Here is a 16,691-nt window from a genome sequence, read left to right as displayed (position 1 = left end):
ACCACTCGCACACCAACTAAACCCCCCCCCATTATCCACAACAACCCCACCCCCCCCACCACCCCCACCAACCCGCCATCGGTTGGGGCCGCCGCGGGCGCGCGGCCCACGAGTGCGAGCAACAGGGCGAGCCCGGCGCGGCCGAGGTACACAGCCGACCTGACGGGTGACGTGCTCGGGGTGCCGGACTGGCGTTCGAGCATCACCACCGGGATCTCCTTCACGACCAGCCCGGCGCGCAGCGCGAGCACCAGTGACTCGATCGTGTCGCCCAGGTACTCGGCCGGGTAATTGCGGGCGAACAAAGCGACCGCCCGCGGCCCCGCCGCCTTGAACCCCGACGTGACGTCGGTGAGCCTGGTCTTCGCCAGGCGGGTCATCACGAACGAGAGCACGACCATCGCCCAGCGGCGCGGTCCGCCCACCTTGTAGTCGCCCTTGCCCGCGAACCGGGAGCCGATCACGATGTCGGCCTCGTCCAGCCCGCGCAGGAGGGCGGCCAGCTCCTCGGGGTCGTGCTGGCCGTCGGCGTCGACCTGGACGACCACGTCGTAGCCGTGCCGCACGGCGTACCGGAACCCGGTGCGCATCGCGCCGCCCACGCCGAGGTTCACCGCCAGCCGGGCCACCTCGGCGCCGGCGGCACGCGCCTTCGCCGACGTGTCGTCGGTCGACCCGTCGTCCACGACGAGCACGCCGGCGTCCGGCATCGCCGCCTTGACCTTGGCCACCACCGAGCCGACGTTCCCCGACTCGTTCAACGCGGGGAGCACGATCAGGACCCGGCCGGTTTGCGTCACCGTTTCTGGCACGTCAACACCCTATCGTCAGTTCAGCGATTCGACTCGGGAGCCGTCGCGGTGACCACGTCTCCCTGTCCGGCGATCTCGTAGATCGTCGCGCCGTCGTTCTCGAAAACCTCGCGGAAGCCCTCGGCGCCGGCCAGGCCGGTCAGCCCTTTCGCGGTGTGGCGTTCGGGACGGATGAATCCGCGCCCCACGATGACGTACCGGACCTTCAATTCGGTCAGGTATTCGCGCACCAGGGGATCGCGGTCCAGTTTGTTCAGGTTGCGGGCGAGATAAGTTTGCTTGGAGTCGTCCGGGGTGCCGTAGAACGTCCACACGACGGGCTCGACCTTGGCCACGGCGTACATCCAGGCGCTGCCGTCGACCACGTCGTTCATGACGCGCTCGCCCGGCCGGGTCCGCTGCCCGAGCCACCGGTACGCCTCCTGCTCCGCGGCGCTCACCGTCGGCCCGTCGCCGTAGTTCTGCGCGAGCCGGCCCGCGTTGCGGTTCACGTACGCGCCGCTGACCAGCGCGAGCACCAGGAACACGACCACGCTCGCGGCGATCGCGACCCGTTCGGCGGGCGCCGACGGCAGCAGCCGGGCGCGGTACCGCTCGACCAGCCACGCTCCGGTCGTCACGACGAACACGCCGAACGCGATCGAGCCGGGCAGCGGCAGCAGCACCGCGAGCCGCCAGTGGTCGTTGTAGAAGAAGCCGGTGAGCTTGTGGATCAACGGCGTCTCCAGCGACACCGTGGCCGCGTACAGCGCGCCGAAGACGACGTAGACGGCGACCATCCACAGCATGATCCGCTGCCGGACCATCATCACGATGCCGATGAACGCGGGCACCCCGATCCACCACTGCGGGAACGCCACGACGCCGGAGAACGTCAGCGTCTGGCCGAGCGCGCCGGCGGGCGTCGCCTCCGAGGCCCAGATCGCGGCGGTGACGCCGGACGCCGCGCCCAGCGACGGCAGGATCAGCGGGACCGCCAGCACCGCGCCGAGCACGGCGGTGACCACCAGCGTCGGCCACGCGCGCCGCCAGTCCACCGGCACGAGCCGGACCAGGCAGCACAGGAACACGACCAGGAACAGGCCGAACGCGAGCACGGCCAGGCTGGTCTGCAGGCCGACCAGGCCGGCCACGATGACGCCGACCGCGACCGGGCCGGTCAGCCCGCGCGGCTTGAGCAGGTAGGGGACCAGGGCCAGCAGCACCGGCAGCAGCGCGATGCCCGCCACGTACGGCCACAGCGGTCCGCGCCACAGCGAGTCGTACGGGAAGGGCGAGAACCACGTGGACACCGCGGCGGCGAACGCCACGACGAGCGGCCGCAGCCGCCAGGCCAGGCCGAGGGCGACGATGCCGACCGGCCAGATGACGACCGTGGTCAGCGCGCCGAGGTTGAGCAGCTCGGGCAGGCCGATGCCGGCCTTGTCGAGCAGCAGCGCGAGCGTCTGGTGGTAGGTGCTCGGGTAGAAGTACGAGGTGTTCTCGGGCTGGTTGCCGATCGCGCCCGCGGTGGAGACCAGCGACGTCTGGTGCTCGGCGAGCCAGCGCACGAGGTTGCCGTGGTGCGGCGCGTCCCAGTCCTGGCTGAGCCGGTGCAGGCTGCCGATGCCGCGCAGGAAGGTGACCACGCCGACCGCCAGGCCGACCGCGAGGCCCGCGCCGACGACGAGGTGGTCGCGCAGCGGGAGCCGCTCGTCGCGCTCCGCCGGCCACCGCCGGTTCACCAGCGTCGACGCCAGGAGCGCGACCACCGACACGGCGGCGACCCAGATCCCGAACGTCAGCAGCGTCCAGCTCTGCCCGAGCCCGCCGAGGACCAGCCCCCCGAGCGAGACGAGGCCGTAGGTCAGGGCCGGCGAGGCCGCGACGAGCACCCATCCGCGCAGCCTGATCGCCGCGCCGAACGCGAGTCCGGGCAGCCAGTACAACAGCAGCAGCAGTGCAGCACTCATCGAAGTGGTGGCCTGTCAGTCGTGGTGGGGCGCTTCCCCAGCCCCCCTGGCGTGCGCAGAGTACCTTCCGGGCGAAGTCAGCCCGCACCGCCCCGACGCCACACCGCGACGAAACCGACCAGCACGCCGACGGCCGGGCCCACCACGAGCCCCAGCACCGAGCTGACCACCGTGTCCGCGGGCCACCACGCCAGCACGGCGAGGCTCGGCGCCGCCGTGGCCGCCCAGGTGCGCAGCACCGCGCCCGCCCGGCCGCGCGCCAGCAGCACGGCCGCGAGCAGCTGCACGCCGGCCAGCAGCACGGACGAGAACACCAGGCCGGCGACGGCCCAGCCGGCCACCACGAAGCCCTGGCCGTACACCAGGCGCACCAGCCACGGCCCGACGGCCGCGCCGGCGGCCGCGCCGACCACGCCGACCACGACCACGCCGACGACGCCCTTGAGCAGCCAGCCGTGCAGCCTGCGCCGGCCGTCGGCGGTGGCCGACAGGCGCACGATCGCGGGCACCGCCAGCGCCTGCACCGGCAGCAGCGCCACCAGCGGGAACCGGGCCAGGGTCAGCGCGGACAGGAACGCGCCCACCACCGCGGGGTCGCCGGCGGGGGCGAGCAGGCTCACCATCGCGGGGAAGCCGGTGACCACGGTCGCGGTGAGCGTGGAGCCCGCCATGAGCTGGAGGGTGGTGCGCGTCACCGGCCGCCAGCCCGCGCCCGGACCGCGCCGGTCGAGCAGGCGGGCGGTCACCGGGGTGAACACGACCCACGCCAGCACGCCGGCGGCGACGGCGACGGCGAGCGGCACGATCCCGGCCAGGCCCACGACGACGAGCAGGACCGCGAGCGCCACGCGGACGGTCGGCTCCACCACGGTGATGCCGGCGTAGGCCGGGATGCGCCGGTGGCCGATGAGCAGGCCGCGCACGCCGTACAGCACGACGTAGCCGAGCCCGCCGCACACGGTGATGGCGACCAGCTCGGCGTGGCCGTCGAACAGGCGTTCGTTGACCGGGGGGATGAACAGCACGAGCCCGAACAGGGCCACCAGCACGGCGGCGACGCCGACCGTCCGCAGCGCGTCCGGCCCGGTCCGGCGGCCGTCCAGCTCGGCCTGCGCGGCCAGCCGCGACACCTCCTGCTCGACCGGCGAGATCGCGCTGCCCAGGCCGAAGATCAGTCCCCAGAACGCGAGGAAGACCTTGTAGTCGGCCGGGCCGAGGACCCGGCCGCACAGGATCATCAGCCCGTAGCCGAACACGGACGCGACCAGCAGCGCCCCGGTCACCGGACCGAGTGAACGCCCCTGAGGGCGAGCGGCGGCCTCGGGCTCCGGCATCAGCGGCGGACCTTGGCCCGCAGCGCCAGGAACAGGCCGCGCACCGCGCCCGCGCCGAAGCTGACCGCGAACACCGGCAGCATCCGGGACACCGCCGTGGCGTCCGCGGTGCTGCCGCCACACGCCTTCACCACGCCGCCGGCCGCCGCCGTGCCCGCCGCCGCCACCACGGCGGCCGTCTTCGGGCGGGCGACGAGCAGCGTGACCCCGGCCGCGCCGGCGCCCAGGGCGGCGAGCGCCATCTTGCGGCTGGTGCCGGGGTTGCCCAGGTAGCCGTCGATGAACGTGGTGCCGCGGAAGAACGCGTGCTTGGCGAACTTCCGGATCGACTCGCGGCCGTGGTAGTAGGAGCAGGAGAAGTCGGGCGAGATGTAGATCCGCTCCCGTTCGGCGATCCACCGGATGAGCCGGGTGTCGTCACTGGCGAAACGAATGTCGTCGAACATCGAGTCGAACGCCGCGGAAGCGTTCAGCAACATTTCCTTCGGCGCGCAGAAGAATCCCGAGCCCTTGGGGAACGCGTCGAAATCCTCGATGCCGAACGACATCAGCCGCGGCTCTTTGAGGTAGCGCCGCCAGATGACCTGGAGCAGGCCGTTCCAGAAGCCCGCGTACGGGTTGCCGTCCGACTCGACCCGCACGTGGCCGTTCCACACCACCCGCTCGGGGTGGTTGACCAACTGGTCCTTCAGGTACGCCAGCGAGTGCGGGTCCACGACCACGCGGCTGCCCAGGATGAGCACGCGCTCGGAGCCCGCCGTGCGGATCGCCGTGCGGACGGTCTCGAACCGGCCCTGGTTCTGCTGGTGCACGACCACGACGCCGTGCAGCTCGGCGTACTTGTCCAGCAGCTCCGGCGTGCCGTCGGTGCTGCCGTCGTCGATGACGACGATTTCGACCTGCCAGTCGGCCTCCCGCGCGGCGACCAGGACGGCGTCGATCGAGCGTCCGATCCACTTCTCCTCGTTGTACGCGGGGAAGACGACACTGAGCGTTGGCGCCTGGGAGGCGATGGTCTGGCTCACGGCCGTGCAGATTACACTCGTCCGGGTCCACAGCCGCGTGCGGCTGAGCTGGTTCCAGCCGAGAGGGAAGCGACTTCCGGTGATTTCTTTCATCGTGGGCACCACCGCGGAGCTGATCAAGATCGCTCCCGTGTACCACGCGATCGTGGCGCGCGGGGCGAAGCCGCAACTGTGGTTCACCGCGCAGCACGTGGACGAGGTCGCGGACACCCTCGAAGACCTCCGGCTGCCCAAGCCCGAGGTGTGGCTCGTGCCCGAGGAGCGGGCGCGCAACCTGGAACGGCCCGCGCAGGTGCCCGGCTGGGTCGCGTCCGTGGCCCGGTCCGTCGCCGGTCGGCGCGAGGAGCTGCGCCGGGCGCTCACCTCGGACGGCAAGCCGGGGCTGGTCGTGGTGCACGGCGACACGTTCACCACGCCGTACGGCTCGCTGATCGGCCGCCTGCTGGGCGCGCGGGTCGCGCACGTCGAGGCCGGGACGCGCTCCGGCAGCCTGCTCAGCCCGCTGCCGGAGGAGGCGAACCGCCGGATCGCCGCCCGGCTGGTCGACATCCACTTCGCGCCGACGCCGCGCGAGGTGCGCAACCTGCGCCGGGCGCGGGGCGTGGTGGTCGACACCGGGGCCAACACGGTGATCGACGCGCTGCGGCTGGCCAAGGAGAGCGACAGCCTGCCCTACGACGTGCCCGCCGAGTTCGGGCTCGTCACGCTGCACCGGTTCGAGCTGCTCCAGCGCCCGGAGAAGTTCCGCGAGGTGCTGCACCTGCTGAAGAAGGCCAGCGAGAAGACGCCGCTGCTGTACCTCGTCGGCGCGCACGAGCGCGAGCGGCTCGACGCGCTCGACCTGAACGGGCTGTTCGACGACGAGCGCTTCATGCTGCGGCCGAAGGTCCGCTACCTCGCGTTCCTGCCGCTGCTGACCAAGGCCAAGTTCGTGGTGACCGACTCCGGCGGCCTCCAGGAGGAGGGCGCGTACCTGGGCGTGCCGTGCGCGATCCACCGCGAGCGCACCGAGCGGCACCAGGGCCTGGGCCAGAACATCGTGCTGACCGGCATGCGAGCGGACAAGCTGGAGGACTTCCTCGCGGTGCACGAGACGCTGCGCCGGCCGTCCATGATGGACCAGTACCACCCGAGCGAGATCATCGCCGACACGCTCGTGCAGCTCGGCTTCGTGTGATCACGACATGCTGAAGGGGGCGTCCCGCCGGGACGCCCCCTTCGCGTTTCGTGCCGGGTGTTCCGTTGCCGGGTCAGGCGGTGGCGCCCGCGACGGGCGTCGTGTGGACCGCGGCCACGGCGCGGTGCGACGGCAGGATGCGGCGGCGCTCGTCGTCGGCGTCGAGCCTGCCCGCGACCAGGTCGAGGAAGCGGTCGAGCTGGGTGGCCAGCGGCTCGCGGGCGGTGACCAGCTCCGGGATCTCGATCACGGTCTGCTGGCGGTAGCCGCGGCCCTCGGGGTCGGAGTCGTGGGAGATGTGCCGGTAGATGGTCACGTCCCGGCGCAGGAGGTCCACCTCGATGGTGCGCTCCAGCTCCTGGATGGTCAGCGACCGGACCTTGCGCTGGCCGAGCCGGCTCGCGGAGATCGTCGCGATGCCGCCGGACGGGAAGGTGAGCAGCGTGTCCACCACGTCCTCCGCGCCGGGGGCGGACGCCGGGTGGAACTGGGCGATGCCGGCCGAGACGCGCTCGGGCTCCGCGCCGCCGAAGCACTGGATGGCCAGGTCCACGTCGTGCACGAGCAGGTCCCAGGCGACGCCGGTGCGGATGCGCGGCGCGTACGGCGAGTGCCGCGCGGCGGACACGTAGACCGGCTCCTCCAGCAGGCCGAGCGCGGTCATGACGGCCGGGTTGTACCGCTCCAGCAGGCCGCACATGATCGGCAGGCCCTTGCTCGCGGAGAGGTCGAGGACCTCCTCGGTCTGGGGCAGGCTCGCGCACACCGGCTTCTCCACCAGCAGCGGCTTGCCCAGCTCCAGCACCTCCAGCGCGAGGCCGTGGTGGCTCTCGGTGCTCGACGCCAGCACGACCGCGTCGATGCCGTCGAGGTCGCCCATCTCGGGCCGCCACGTCGTCTCGTGCTTGTCGGCGACCGCGCGGCCGATCTCCTCGCGCGGGTCCACGATCAGCGCCAGCTCGCACCGCTCGGACTGCGCGACCACGCGGGCGTGCAGCGAACCCATCGACCCGACGCCGACGACGGCGACCTTCGGCAGCGCGGTCATGCTCCGAGCACCTCTCGAACGGTGGTCACGATGGTGTCCAGGTCGGCCTCGGTCAGCTTGGGGTGCACCGGCAGCGACAGCGCCTGGCGCGCGACCCGCTCGGCGACCGGCACGTCGGAGGCGATCACGTTCGGGTTGTCCCGGTAGCAGTCGTAGTCGAACACCGTCTTCGGGTAGTAGATCCCGTTGCCGATGCCCTTCTCGGTCAGCTTCGCGGCGAACTCGTCGCGGCTGATCGGCGCGTCGTCGGTGACCAGCACGGTGTACTGGTGCCAGACGTGGGTGCGGCCGGGCAGCACGGCCGGGACCTGGAGGCCCTTGATGTCGGACAGGCCCTTGGTCAGCGCCTCGGCGTTGCGCCCGCGCGCCTCGGTGATCGACTGGAGCTGTTCGAGCTGGGGGATGCCGATGGCGGCGTGCACGTCGGTCATCCGGTAGTTGTGGCCGGCGACCTCGTACTGGTAGCGCTGCCGCATGCCCTGGTTGCGCAGCACCCGCAACCGGTCGGCGAGGGTGTCGTCGGCGGTGGTGATGACGCCGCCCTCGGCGGTGGTGATGTTCTTGGTGGCGTACAGCGAGAAGCAGCCGAGCCCGTAGCTGCCCGCGGGGCGGCCCTCGAAGGTCGCGCCGACGGCCTGCGCGGAGTCCTCCACGATGGCGAGGCCGTGCTCGCGCGCGATCGGCTCCAACGCGCCCATGTCGGCCATCTGCCCGTAGAGGTGCACCGGCATGAGGACCTTGGTGCGCGGCGTGACGGCGGCGGCGACGGCGGCCGGGTCGAGGCAGAAGTCGTCGTCGCGGATGTCCGCGAAGCGCGCGGTGGCGCCGGCTTCGAGGATCGCGTTGAGCGTGGCGACGAACGTGAACGGCGAGGTGACCACCTCGTCGCCCGGTTCGAGGTCGAGCACCTGCAGGCTGGCGACCAGCGCGGTCGTCCCGTTGTTCACCGCGACCGCGTGCGGCACGCCCGCGACGCCCGCGAAGGCGTCCTCGAAGCGCTTGACCATGGGGCCTTGGGCGATCGCACCCGACCTCAGGACCTCGACCACGAGCTGCTCGGCGGCAGCGACGTCAACCACAGTAATCGGGATCATGCAGCTTTCTCTCGCCTTCGGTGAGCCGGCTCAACGGGCTCGGTACAGTGCTGAGCAGCCCGCATCGCGGTGCCACGGTACCCGCACCGGTCCGGCGCCCCTTGTCGCGGGCCACTCCGGGAATCAGAACGGACGGCAGTGGCGAACCACATTCATCACACCGCGATCGTCGGCGACGGCGTGGAACTGGGCGACGGCGTCACCATCGGTCCGGGGGCGGTCGTGCTCGGCCCCGCGGTCGTGGAGGACGGCTGCTGGATCGGCCCCGGCTGCGTCGTCGGCACCCCGCCGGAGATCACCTCCGAGCCGCACAACCGGGCCTGGGACGGCGACCTGGCCCACCGCGGCGTGCACCTCGGCGAGGGCGTGGTGGTGCGCGAGCTGAGCACCATCCACCAGGGCAGCTACCGCCCCACCACGATCGGCGCGCGCTCGTGGCTGCTCAACCGCGTCTACGTGGCGCACGACTGCCTGGTCGGCACGGGCGTGACGCTGTCGGCGGGCACCTCGCTGGGCGGTCACGTCCTGGTCGGCGACGGCGTCACCGTCGGCATGAACGCCGTCGTGCACCAGCGCCGGGTCGTCGGGCCGGGCTCGATGGTCGGCATGGGCACGGCGGTGTCGCGGGACGTGCCGCCGTTCGCGAAGGCGTTCGGCAGCCCCGTCCGCCTGCACGGGGTCAACTCGGTCGGGATGAGCCGCGCCGGGTACGACGGGTCCGCCGTCGACGCGCTGCGCGCCGCCTACGCGGACGGCCGGCTCCCCGACCCGCTGCCCGCCGAGCTGGCCGAGGCGTTCGCCTGGTGGGCGGCGGCGGAACCGGCCAAGCCGCTCGCCGCCGCCCGGGGCTGAGCCGTCAGAACCAGCGTTCGAGCACCAGCGCCACGCCGTCCTCGGAGTTGGCGGCGGTGACCTCGTCGGCCGCGGCCAGCGCGTCCTCGTGCGCGTTGGCCATGGCCACGCCGTGCCCGGCCCACGTGAGCATCGGCACGTCGTTCGGCATGTCGCCGAACGCCAGCACGCCGCTCGCGGGCACGCCCAGCAGGTCGGCCACGGCCGCCAGGCCGGACGCCTTCGTCACGCCGGGCGCGGCGAACTCCAGCAGGCCCTCGTTGGTGGACCAGGTCAGGGCCACCGAGTCGCCGACGAGCGGCCCGGCGGCCCGCGCCATCTCGTCCGACGTCATGGCCGAGTGCCGGACCAGCAGCTTCACCGCGGGCTTGGCGAGCAGCTGGGCCCGCTGGTGGCCGGGCAGCGGCTGCGCGCCCTCGTCCCACGGGTGCAGGTAGTGCTCGTCGGCGATGAACTCGGCCTCGGCCGGGCGCAGCGCGGACTCGCCGACCCGCTCGGAGGCCAGCGCGCAGCCGGGCAGCGCCTCGTCCAGCACCGCGGCCAGGTCGGCGAGCTGCTCGGGCGTGAGCAGCTCGGCCGAGACCACGCGGTCCGCGCCGATGTCGTAGAGCACCGCGCCGTTCGAGCACACGGCGTAGCCGGTCAGGCCCGCCGCGGCGGCCACGTCCGGCACCCAGCGCGGCGGCCGGCCGGTGGCGAGCACGAACGGGACGTCCGCGGCGAGCACGCGGCCGACCAGGTCCGCGGTGCGCGGGCTGACCCGCCCCAGGGGTGTGAGGAGGGTGCCGTCGACGTCGGATGCCACAAGGGATGGTCTCTGCACCCCCACATGGTGCACTCCCGCGCGGAACACTCGGCTAACGTCGGGTGGTGCGCACTGGGATCGTGATCCTGCCCGAACACCGCTGGTGGATGGCCGAACACAAGTGGAAGGCCGCCGAGGAGTACGGCTTCCACCACGCCTGGACCTACGACCACCTGGGCTGGCGCTCGCTGGTGGACGGACCGTGGTTCGGCGCGGTCCCGACGCTGGCGGCGGCGGCCGCGGTGACGTCCACGATCCGGCTCGGCACGTTCGTCGCGTCGCCGAACTTCCGCCACCCGGTGCCGTTCGCGCGCGACCTGCTCGCCCTGGACGACCTCTCCGACGGCCGCTTCACGCTCGGCGTCGGGGCCGGCGGTGTGGGGTACGACACGCAGGTGATGGGCGACACGTCGCCGCGCGGCCGGCAGCGCCGGTTCGAGGAGTTCGTGACCGCGCTGGACCTGCTGCTGACCCGCGAGCGCACGACGTTCGGCGGCGAGCACTACGAGATCCGCGACGCCCGCAGCGCGCCCGGCTGCGTGCAGCGGCCGAGGTTGCCGTTCCTGGTCGCGGCGAACGGGCCGAAGGCGATGGCGGTCGCGGCGAGGTACGGCACGGGCTGGGTGACCACCGGGCCGGACACCGACGACGAGGCGGCCTGGTGGGCGGGCGTGGCGCAGCTGGTCGAGCGGTTCCGCGAGGTGCTGGACGGCATCGACCGGGAGAAGGCGTCCATCGACTTCCACCTCAACGCCGACTCGTGCCCGGTGTACTCGCTGACCAGCGTCGAGCACTTCCGGGACGTGGCCGGCCGGGCGCGCGAGCTGGGCTTCACCGACCTGGTCACGCACTGGCCCCGGGCCGACGGCGTGTACGCGGGCAGCGAGGCGGTGCTGGAGCGGGTGGCGGCCGACGTGTTGCCGGAGCTGGTGGGCCGCTAGCGTTCCCGCTCGTGCGACGAGTCGTGGTGATCGGTGGCGGGATCGTGGGGCTGGCGACCGCGCGGGACTTGGCCCGGCGCGGGCACGACGTGGTGGTGCTGGAGAAGGAGCCGCGCTGGGCGGCGCACCAGACCGGGCACAACAGCAACGTGGTGCACGCGGGCCTGTACTACAAGCCGGGGTCGTTGAAGGCGCGGATGTCCGTGGCGGGCAACGCCTCGATCGTCGCCTACGCCAAGGAGCACGGCGTCCCGGTGGACGTGTGCGGCAAGCTCGTCGTCGCCACCTCGCCGGAGGAGGTGCCCCGGCTGGAGGCGCTGGCCGAGCGGGCGCGGGCGAACGGCGTGCCGGCCCGCCGGATCGGCGTGGACGAGGCGCGCGAGCACGAGCCCGAGGTGGCGGCGGTGGCCGCGCTGCGGGTGGAGAGCACCGGCGTCATCGACTTCCCGGCCGTGTGCGCGGCGCTCGTGCGCGAGCTGAACGGGCACGACCTGCGGCTGCACACGCCCGCGCTGGCGATCCGGCGCGCGCTCGGCGGCGGCGGGGTCGAGGTGGCCACCACGCGGGGCGTGGTGCGGGCGGACGCGCTGGTGAACTGCGCCGGCCTGCACAGCGACCGGGTGGCGCGGCTCGCGGGCGTGACGCCGTCGGCGACCATCGTGCCCTTCCGGGGCGAGTACTACGAGCTGCGGCACGACCGGCGGCGGCTGGTGCGCGGGCTCATCTACCCCGTGCCGGACCCGGCGCTGCCGTTCCTCGGGGTGCACCTGACCCGGATGCTCGACGGCAGCGTGCACGCCGGGCCGAACGCCGTGCTCGCGCTGCGCCGCGAGGGCTACCGGTGGCGGGACGTGTCGCCGGCGGACGTGCTCGACGTGGCCCGGTTCCCCGGCGCCTGGCGGCTGGCCCGCCGGTTCGCCCGGACGGGGGCGGAGGAGGTGCTGAGGTCGTTGTCGCGCAAGCGGTTCGCGGCGAGCCTGGCCCGGCTCGTGCCCGCCATCCGGGAGGACGACCTGGTGCGCGCGGGGGCGGGCGTGCGGGCGCAGGCGATGCGCGCCGACGGCACCCTCGTGGACGACTTCCTCATCGACACCGCGCCGCGGCAGGTGCACGTGCTCAACGCGCCCTCACCCGCCGCGACCTCGGCGTTGGAGATCGGCCGGCACGTCGCCGACCGGGTGGAGCTCAGCTGGTCCTGAGCGCGCCCAGGAACGCGTCGAACGCGCCCCGGCCGAACTCCAGCACCGGACCGCCGGGGTTCTTCGTGTCGAGGACCCCGGTCCGCTCGCCGACCGCCACGCCGACGCACGTGTTGGCGGCTGTGCTCGCGCTCGAAGTGACGAACACGCGCCCATCACGAACCAACGTCTTCTTCATGATCCCCTCACTGCTCGGACGACTTCGACGGTCTCCGCGGGCGAGAGCGCGTGGGCGGCCATGTCGTCCCACACCTCCCGCACCTTCGCCACGCCATCCCCATCTTCCACCGAGACACCCCCGGTGAGGGTCTCGAAGTAGACCGAGCCGAGGTCGTCGGCGAAGTCGAGGATGACGAAGTTCCCGGCGAAGGCACCGTAGGCGCCGAGCCCGTTGGGGATCACCTGGATGGTGATGTTGGGCAGCTCCGCCAACCGGATCAGGTGGTCGAGCTGCGCTCGCATGACGTCCGGGCCACCGATCTTCCGGCGCAGGGCCGCTTCGTCGATGAGCGCGTGCACCCGGAGGGGATCGGGTTTCCGGTGCAGCAACGCCTGCCGGTCGACGCGTTCGGGCGCGATCCACTCGTCCCAGTCCTCGGTGGGCACCAGGAGGTGGCTCCCGGCCGCCAGGGCCGCCGCGTACCCGGCCGTCTGGAGCATGCCCGGGATGAGCACCGCGTCCGCCGAGCGCTCCGCGACCGCCTCCGACTCGTCGCGGCGGAACCGGAGGTAGTTCTTGGGCAGGGAGTTGGCGTGCTTGATGGGAACGGCCTCGTCGTCGGCCACCTCCCAGAGCATCATGGCGCGTTCGCGCTCTTCGTCGCTCACCTTCATCACGGCGAGGATGGCGAAGAACAGCGCCCACCTCGGCCTGGCCTCGCCCGTGATCATGCGGCTCCAGGTCGAGCGGGTGGTCCGGACCTCCTTGATGATCTGCTCGGCCTTGAGGCCGGACTTCTCGCGGTATTGCTCCATGAGCGCGCCGAGCTTGCGCTTGCCGCGCGTGGTCCCTACAACCATTGGCCTACCTTAACGACTCTGCGTAGCCGGATCTGACCGCGACATCACCCGTTCGGGAAGGACGGTTTCGTGTGTTGCAAACAGTACTCTGCTCCCATGGATCGTGTGGTGAGGGGCGTGCGGGCCTGCATGGCGAAGGGTGCGGTCGAGGACGCGGCGACGCTGCTGCTGCACCTGTGGGCCGAAGCGCCGGACGCGGACGGGCTGCCGGAGCTGAGCGTGGAGCTGGCGGACCGGTTCCCGCTGTCGGAGTCGGCGGCCGAGGTGCTGCGCGCCGGCGCGGTGACCGGCGCGGGACGGGGCCGGTTCGAGGTCGCCGCCCGGTTGGCGGCGCGGGAGCTGGGGGTGTGGCGGGCGCGGTGCCAGGCCGACCCGACGCCCGCGGCGCTGGCCGGGCACGTGGCGGCGCTGGACGTGCTGGCGAGCGTGCGCCGGGCGCTCGGCGAGGCGGACGCGGCGGCGGCGTGCCTGGCCGAGGTCGTGGAGTGGCAGTACGACCACGGCGAGCGGGCGGGCGTGGCCTGGGCGTTGCGGGAGCTGGGCACGCTCGCGATCGAGGCGGGCGAGCTGGACCGGGCGGCGGCGCGGCTCACCCGGGCCGTGCGGCTGTACGGCGAGCAGGCGGACGAGCCGCCGGTGCGGTTGGCGCGCGGCGGGTGCCGGGTGCTGCTGGGGTGCGTCCGGTGGGCCCAGGGCAACCCGGCGTCGGCGCGGGTGCAGCTGGAGGCGGCGCTGGCCGACTTCGGCGACCACGACGCGGCCGTGGAGGTGCTGCGCCTGCTGGAGGCGCTGGACTCGGGCGACGAGCTGCCGGAGTCGGTGCCCCTCGGCGCGGAGTTCGGCCGGCTCAGCTGGGTGTGACGCGACGGGGTGAACCGGTGCGCGTGGCCGGGCGGGCGCGGGCGGCGGAACCGACGATGGGCGCGTCACCGCCGTCCGTCGGAAGGCCCGCCGATGCCCGCCCGTTCACGTCGACGCGTGCTGCCCCTGCTGCTCCTGACCTCGGCCCTGCTGGCCGGCACGGTCACCGCCCCGGCGTCCGCCGCCGTGTACGACTTCTGCGTCGGACCGGCGTGCGAGGACGCCCGGGAGGCGCTCGAGTACTGGGAGGGCGAGGGGCTGCCCGCCCGCCGCGTCACCCACGTCCTGCCCGGTGACCGGTGCTACACCGGCGGCGGGACCTTCGGCAACCTGGAGGGGCAGCTGCCGGCCGAGGACCGCGGTGCCTACCGCGAGTTCGACGTCTACCCCCGCCCCTGCGGGCAGGGGCGGGACGCGCACCGGATCGTGGTCAACCACGAAACCCTCGTCACCTGGTACACCGGCGACCACTACCGCGACTTCCACCGCCTCTGAAGCCGCCGCGCGCCCTCAGACCGGCTTGAGGACGTCGAGCCCGAGGAACGGCCGCAACGCCTGGGGGACGACGACCGAGCCGTCGGCCTGCTGGTGGTTCTCCAGGATGGCCACGATCCACCGGGTGGTGGCCAGGGTCCCGTTGAGCGTGGCGGCGATCTGCGGCTTGCCGTTCTCGTCCCGGTAGCGCACGTTGAGCCGGCGGGCCTGGAACGTGGTGCAGTTCGACGTCGAGGTCAGCTCCCGGTACGCCTGCTGGGTCGGGATCCACGCCTCGCAGTCGAACTTGCGCGCGGCGGACGTGCCGAGGTCGCCGGCGGCGGTGTCGATGACCCGGTACGGGACCTCGATCTTGGCCAGCATCTCCTCTTCCCAGGCCAGCAGCTTGGCGTGCTCGGCCTCGGCGTCCTCCGGCCGGACGTAGGAGAACATCTCGACCTTGTTGAACTGGTGCACGCGGATGATGCCGCGGGTGTCCTTGCCGTACGACCCCGCCTCGCGCCGGTAGCACGACGACCAGCCCGCGTACCGCTTCGGGCCGTCCAGGATCTCGTCGGCGTGGTAGCCCGCCAGCGGCACCTCCGACGTGCCGACCAGGTACAGGTCGTCGGCTTCGAGCCGGTAGACCTCGCTGGAGTGCGCGCCGAGGAACCCGGTGCCCGCCATGACCTCGGGCCGGACCAGGGTGGGCGTGATCATGAGCCGGAACCCGGCCGCGGTGGCCTGGGCGACGGCCATGTTGAGCAGCGCCAGCTCCAGCTGCGCGCCCACGCCGGTGAGGAAGTAGAACCGCGAGCCCGACACCTTCGCGCCGCGCTCCATGTCGATCGCGCCGAGCCGCAGGCCCAGGTCCAGGTGGTCGACGGGCTCGAAGTCGAACGCGCGGGGCTCGCCGACGTGCTTGAGCACGACGTAGTCGTCCTCGCCGCCCTCGGGCGCGTCGGGGTGGACGACGTTCGGCACGGCGCGGTGCAGCTCGTCCAGCTCGGCCTCGGCGGCGGACTGCTCGGCCTCGGCGGCCTTGACCTCGGCGGCCAGCTCCTTGCCCTTGGCCAGCAGCGCGTCGCGCTCCTCGCCCTTGGCGCGGCCGACCTGCTTGCCGAACGCCTTCTGCTCGCCGCGCAGCGCGTCGGCGCGGGCGATGGCGGCCCGGCGGCGCTCGTCGGCGGACAGCAGCGCGTCGACCACGGTCTCGTCCTCGCCCCGCGCGCGTTGCGACGCGCGGACGGCTTCCGGGTTCTCGCGCAGTGCCTTGAGGTCAATCACACCGGGAAGGGTAGTACCCGGCGCGAACCGGTTTGCACGACGTCGGGCCCGGATGTCGGGCTCGGACGTCGGGCCGGGACGTCGGGCCGGGCTGTCGGACCCCGCCGGCAGGATGCCCGCGTGGTTGAACGAGCGAACGACGAGCCCGACCTGCCCGCGGACGTGGTGGCGGAGGTCGAGGAGTACGCGCGGGGCGTGGTCCACGGCGGCTTCACCGCGCTGGACGACGCGGTCGAGGCCGTGGCGGACTGCTTCGAGGACCAGGCCCCGGTCACGCCGGCGGTCGCGCGGGCGGTCGTGGAACGGGTGTGGCGGGAGCGCTCCGCCGAGCAGGCCGGCTGGCCGGCGAGCACGGACGTGGACCGGCTGCTCGCCGCGTTCGAGGCGCTGGACCGGGACGGGATCGTGGCCCGCGCCGACTTCACGTGCTGCCAGACGTGCGGGCACGCCGAGATCGGCGACGAGGCGGAGGGCGACGCGCGCGGGTACGTGTTCTTCCACCGCCAGGACACCGAGAGCGCCGTGGCGGGCGGTGAGGTGTGGCTCGCGTACGGCTCGCTGGGCGAGTCGGCCGATCCCGCGGCGGCCGACGAGTCCGTGGGCCGCGAGGTGGTGGCGGCGCTGACCGCGGGCGGGCTGCCGGTGGTGTGGGACGGGTCGGTGCGCACCCGGATCAAGGTGGGCCCGATCGCCTGGCGGAAGCGGCTGCCGGTGGCCTGACCGGGCCGGTGACGGGGGGGGGGGGGGGGGCCCCCCCCCCCGCGCCCCCCCCCCCCCGCCGCGGGGGGGGGGGGCGGGGGCGCGCGCGCG

General features: G+C 73.1%; 16 protein-coding genes and 1 pseudogene. 7 read left to right on the top strand and 10 right to left on the bottom strand.

Annotation, left to right across the window (positions count from 1 at the left end; translation table 11 throughout):
• Positions 1-77: 77 nt before the first annotated feature.
• The 4 genes and pseudogenes from ACFXGA_RS34640 to ACFXGA_RS34625 all read right to left on the bottom strand — a co-directional run.
• A pseudogene (locus ACFXGA_RS34640) lies at positions 78-812 on the bottom strand (glycosyltransferase family 2 protein); the annotation flags it as partial.
• Positions 813-832: 20 nt separating this feature from the next.
• Positions 833-2,764: a DUF6541 family protein gene (locus ACFXGA_RS34635; protein WP_378095412.1), complete on the bottom strand. Its 1,932-nt coding sequence runs from the start codon at positions 2,762-2,764 to the stop codon at positions 833-835.
• Between the two features lie 77 nt (positions 2,765-2,841).
• Positions 2,842-4,047 (bottom strand): lipopolysaccharide biosynthesis protein, encoded by a 1,206-nt coding sequence (locus tag ACFXGA_RS34630; protein ID WP_378095410.1) that lies wholly within the window; start codon positions 4,045-4,047, stop codon positions 2,842-2,844.
• 50 nt (positions 4,048-4,097) lie between these two features.
• Positions 4,098-5,123, bottom strand: a complete 1,026-nt coding sequence (locus ACFXGA_RS34625) for a glycosyltransferase family 2 protein (RefSeq protein ID WP_378095408.1) — start codon at positions 5,121-5,123, stop codon at positions 4,098-4,100.
• Between the two features lie 79 nt (positions 5,124-5,202).
• On the opposite strand from ACFXGA_RS34625, the gene ACFXGA_RS34620 reads away from it, so the two are divergent.
• On the top strand, positions 5,203-6,300 hold the full coding sequence (locus ACFXGA_RS34620) for a UDP-N-acetylglucosamine 2-epimerase (protein ID WP_378095406.1): 1,098 nt from the start codon (positions 5,203-5,205) through the stop codon (positions 6,298-6,300).
• A gap of 73 nt (positions 6,301-6,373) precedes the next feature.
• On the opposite strand, the gene ACFXGA_RS34615 is transcribed toward ACFXGA_RS34620, so the two are convergent.
• Together ACFXGA_RS34615 and ACFXGA_RS34610 are read right to left on the bottom strand one after the other, a co-directional pair.
• Positions 6,374-7,348 (bottom strand): Gfo/Idh/MocA family protein, encoded by a 975-nt coding sequence (locus ACFXGA_RS34615; RefSeq protein WP_378095404.1) that lies wholly within the window; start codon positions 7,346-7,348, stop codon positions 6,374-6,376.
• A complete protein-coding gene (locus ACFXGA_RS34610) occupies positions 7,345-8,442 on the bottom strand; it encodes a DegT/DnrJ/EryC1/StrS family aminotransferase (RefSeq protein ID WP_378095402.1) in 1,098 nt (365 codons plus the stop codon). Before ACFXGA_RS34610 ends, ACFXGA_RS34615 begins: the two co-directional genes overlap by 4 nt.
• A 138-nt stretch (positions 8,443-8,580) precedes the next feature.
• Between ACFXGA_RS34610 and ACFXGA_RS34605 the strand changes: the two genes are divergently transcribed.
• Positions 8,581-9,294: a UDP-N-acetylglucosamine acyltransferase gene (locus ACFXGA_RS34605; protein WP_378095400.1), complete on the top strand. Its 714-nt coding sequence runs from the start codon at positions 8,581-8,583 to the stop codon at positions 9,292-9,294.
• A 4-nt stretch (positions 9,295-9,298) separates the two neighbouring features.
• Here the strand turns inward: ACFXGA_RS34605 and ACFXGA_RS34600 are convergent, their stop codons facing one another.
• Positions 9,299-10,117 carry a Cof-type HAD-IIB family hydrolase gene (locus ACFXGA_RS34600; protein WP_378095398.1) on the bottom strand — a complete coding sequence of 273 codons (819 nt, stop codon included), beginning with the start codon at positions 10,115-10,117 and terminating at the stop codon, positions 9,299-9,301.
• A gap of 47 nt (positions 10,118-10,164) precedes the next feature.
• On the opposite strand from ACFXGA_RS34600, the gene ACFXGA_RS34595 reads away from it, so the two are divergent.
• Together ACFXGA_RS34595 and lhgO are read left to right on the top strand one after the other, a co-directional pair.
• Positions 10,165-11,040, top strand: coding sequence for an LLM class flavin-dependent oxidoreductase (locus ACFXGA_RS34595; RefSeq protein ID WP_378095396.1), 876 nt, complete (start codon positions 10,165-10,167; stop codon positions 11,038-11,040).
• 11 nt (positions 11,041-11,051) lie between these two features.
• On the top strand, positions 11,052-12,239 hold the full coding sequence (lhgO, locus tag ACFXGA_RS34590; protein ID WP_378095394.1) for an L-2-hydroxyglutarate oxidase: 1,188 nt from the start codon (positions 11,052-11,054) through the stop codon (positions 12,237-12,239).
• Here the strand turns inward: lhgO and ACFXGA_RS34585 are convergent.
• On the bottom strand, positions 12,226-12,417 hold the full coding sequence (locus ACFXGA_RS34585; protein ID WP_378095392.1) for a DUF397 domain-containing protein: 192 nt from the start codon (positions 12,415-12,417) through the stop codon (positions 12,226-12,228). The two genes, lhgO and ACFXGA_RS34585, sit on opposite strands and share 14 nt — an antisense overlap.
• Complete coding sequence (locus ACFXGA_RS34580; RefSeq protein ID WP_378095390.1) at positions 12,414-13,259, bottom strand: helix-turn-helix domain-containing protein; 846 nt, start codon at positions 13,257-13,259, stop codon at positions 12,414-12,416. The genes ACFXGA_RS34585 and ACFXGA_RS34580 overlap by 4 nt, the downstream gene beginning before the upstream one ends.
• A gap of 96 nt (positions 13,260-13,355) precedes the next feature.
• On the opposite strand from ACFXGA_RS34580, the gene ACFXGA_RS34575 reads away from it, so the two are divergent.
• Positions 13,356-14,120, top strand: a complete 765-nt coding sequence (locus ACFXGA_RS34575) for a tol-pal system YbgF family protein (RefSeq protein WP_378095388.1) — start codon at positions 13,356-13,358, stop codon at positions 14,118-14,120.
• A 117-nt stretch (positions 14,121-14,237) separates the two neighbouring features.
• Complete coding sequence (locus tag ACFXGA_RS34570; RefSeq protein ID WP_378095386.1) at positions 14,238-14,615, top strand: ribonuclease domain-containing protein; 378 nt, start codon at positions 14,238-14,240, stop codon at positions 14,613-14,615.
• A 15-nt stretch (positions 14,616-14,630) separates the two neighbouring features.
• Here the strand turns inward: ACFXGA_RS34570 and serS are convergent, their stop codons facing one another.
• The gene (serS, locus tag ACFXGA_RS34565; RefSeq protein ID WP_378095385.1) at positions 14,631-15,881 is read right to left on the bottom strand and encodes a serine--tRNA ligase; all 1,251 of its coding nucleotides are present in this window, start codon (positions 15,879-15,881) and stop codon (positions 14,631-14,633) included.
• 120 nt (positions 15,882-16,001) lie between these two features.
• Between serS and ACFXGA_RS34560 the strand changes: the two genes are divergently transcribed.
• Positions 16,002-16,601 (top strand): DUF6891 domain-containing protein, encoded by a 600-nt coding sequence (locus ACFXGA_RS34560; protein ID WP_378095383.1) that lies wholly within the window; start codon positions 16,002-16,004, stop codon positions 16,599-16,601.
• The last annotated feature ends 90 nt before the right edge of the window (positions 16,602-16,691 follow it).

The sequence above is a fragment of the Actinosynnema sp. NPDC059335 genome (assembly GCF_042752395.1).
In the GTDB taxonomy this organism is placed as follows: domain Bacteria; phylum Actinomycetota; class Actinomycetes; order Mycobacteriales; family Pseudonocardiaceae; genus Actinosynnema.
This window is presented reverse-complemented; position numbering and strand designations above follow the sequence as displayed.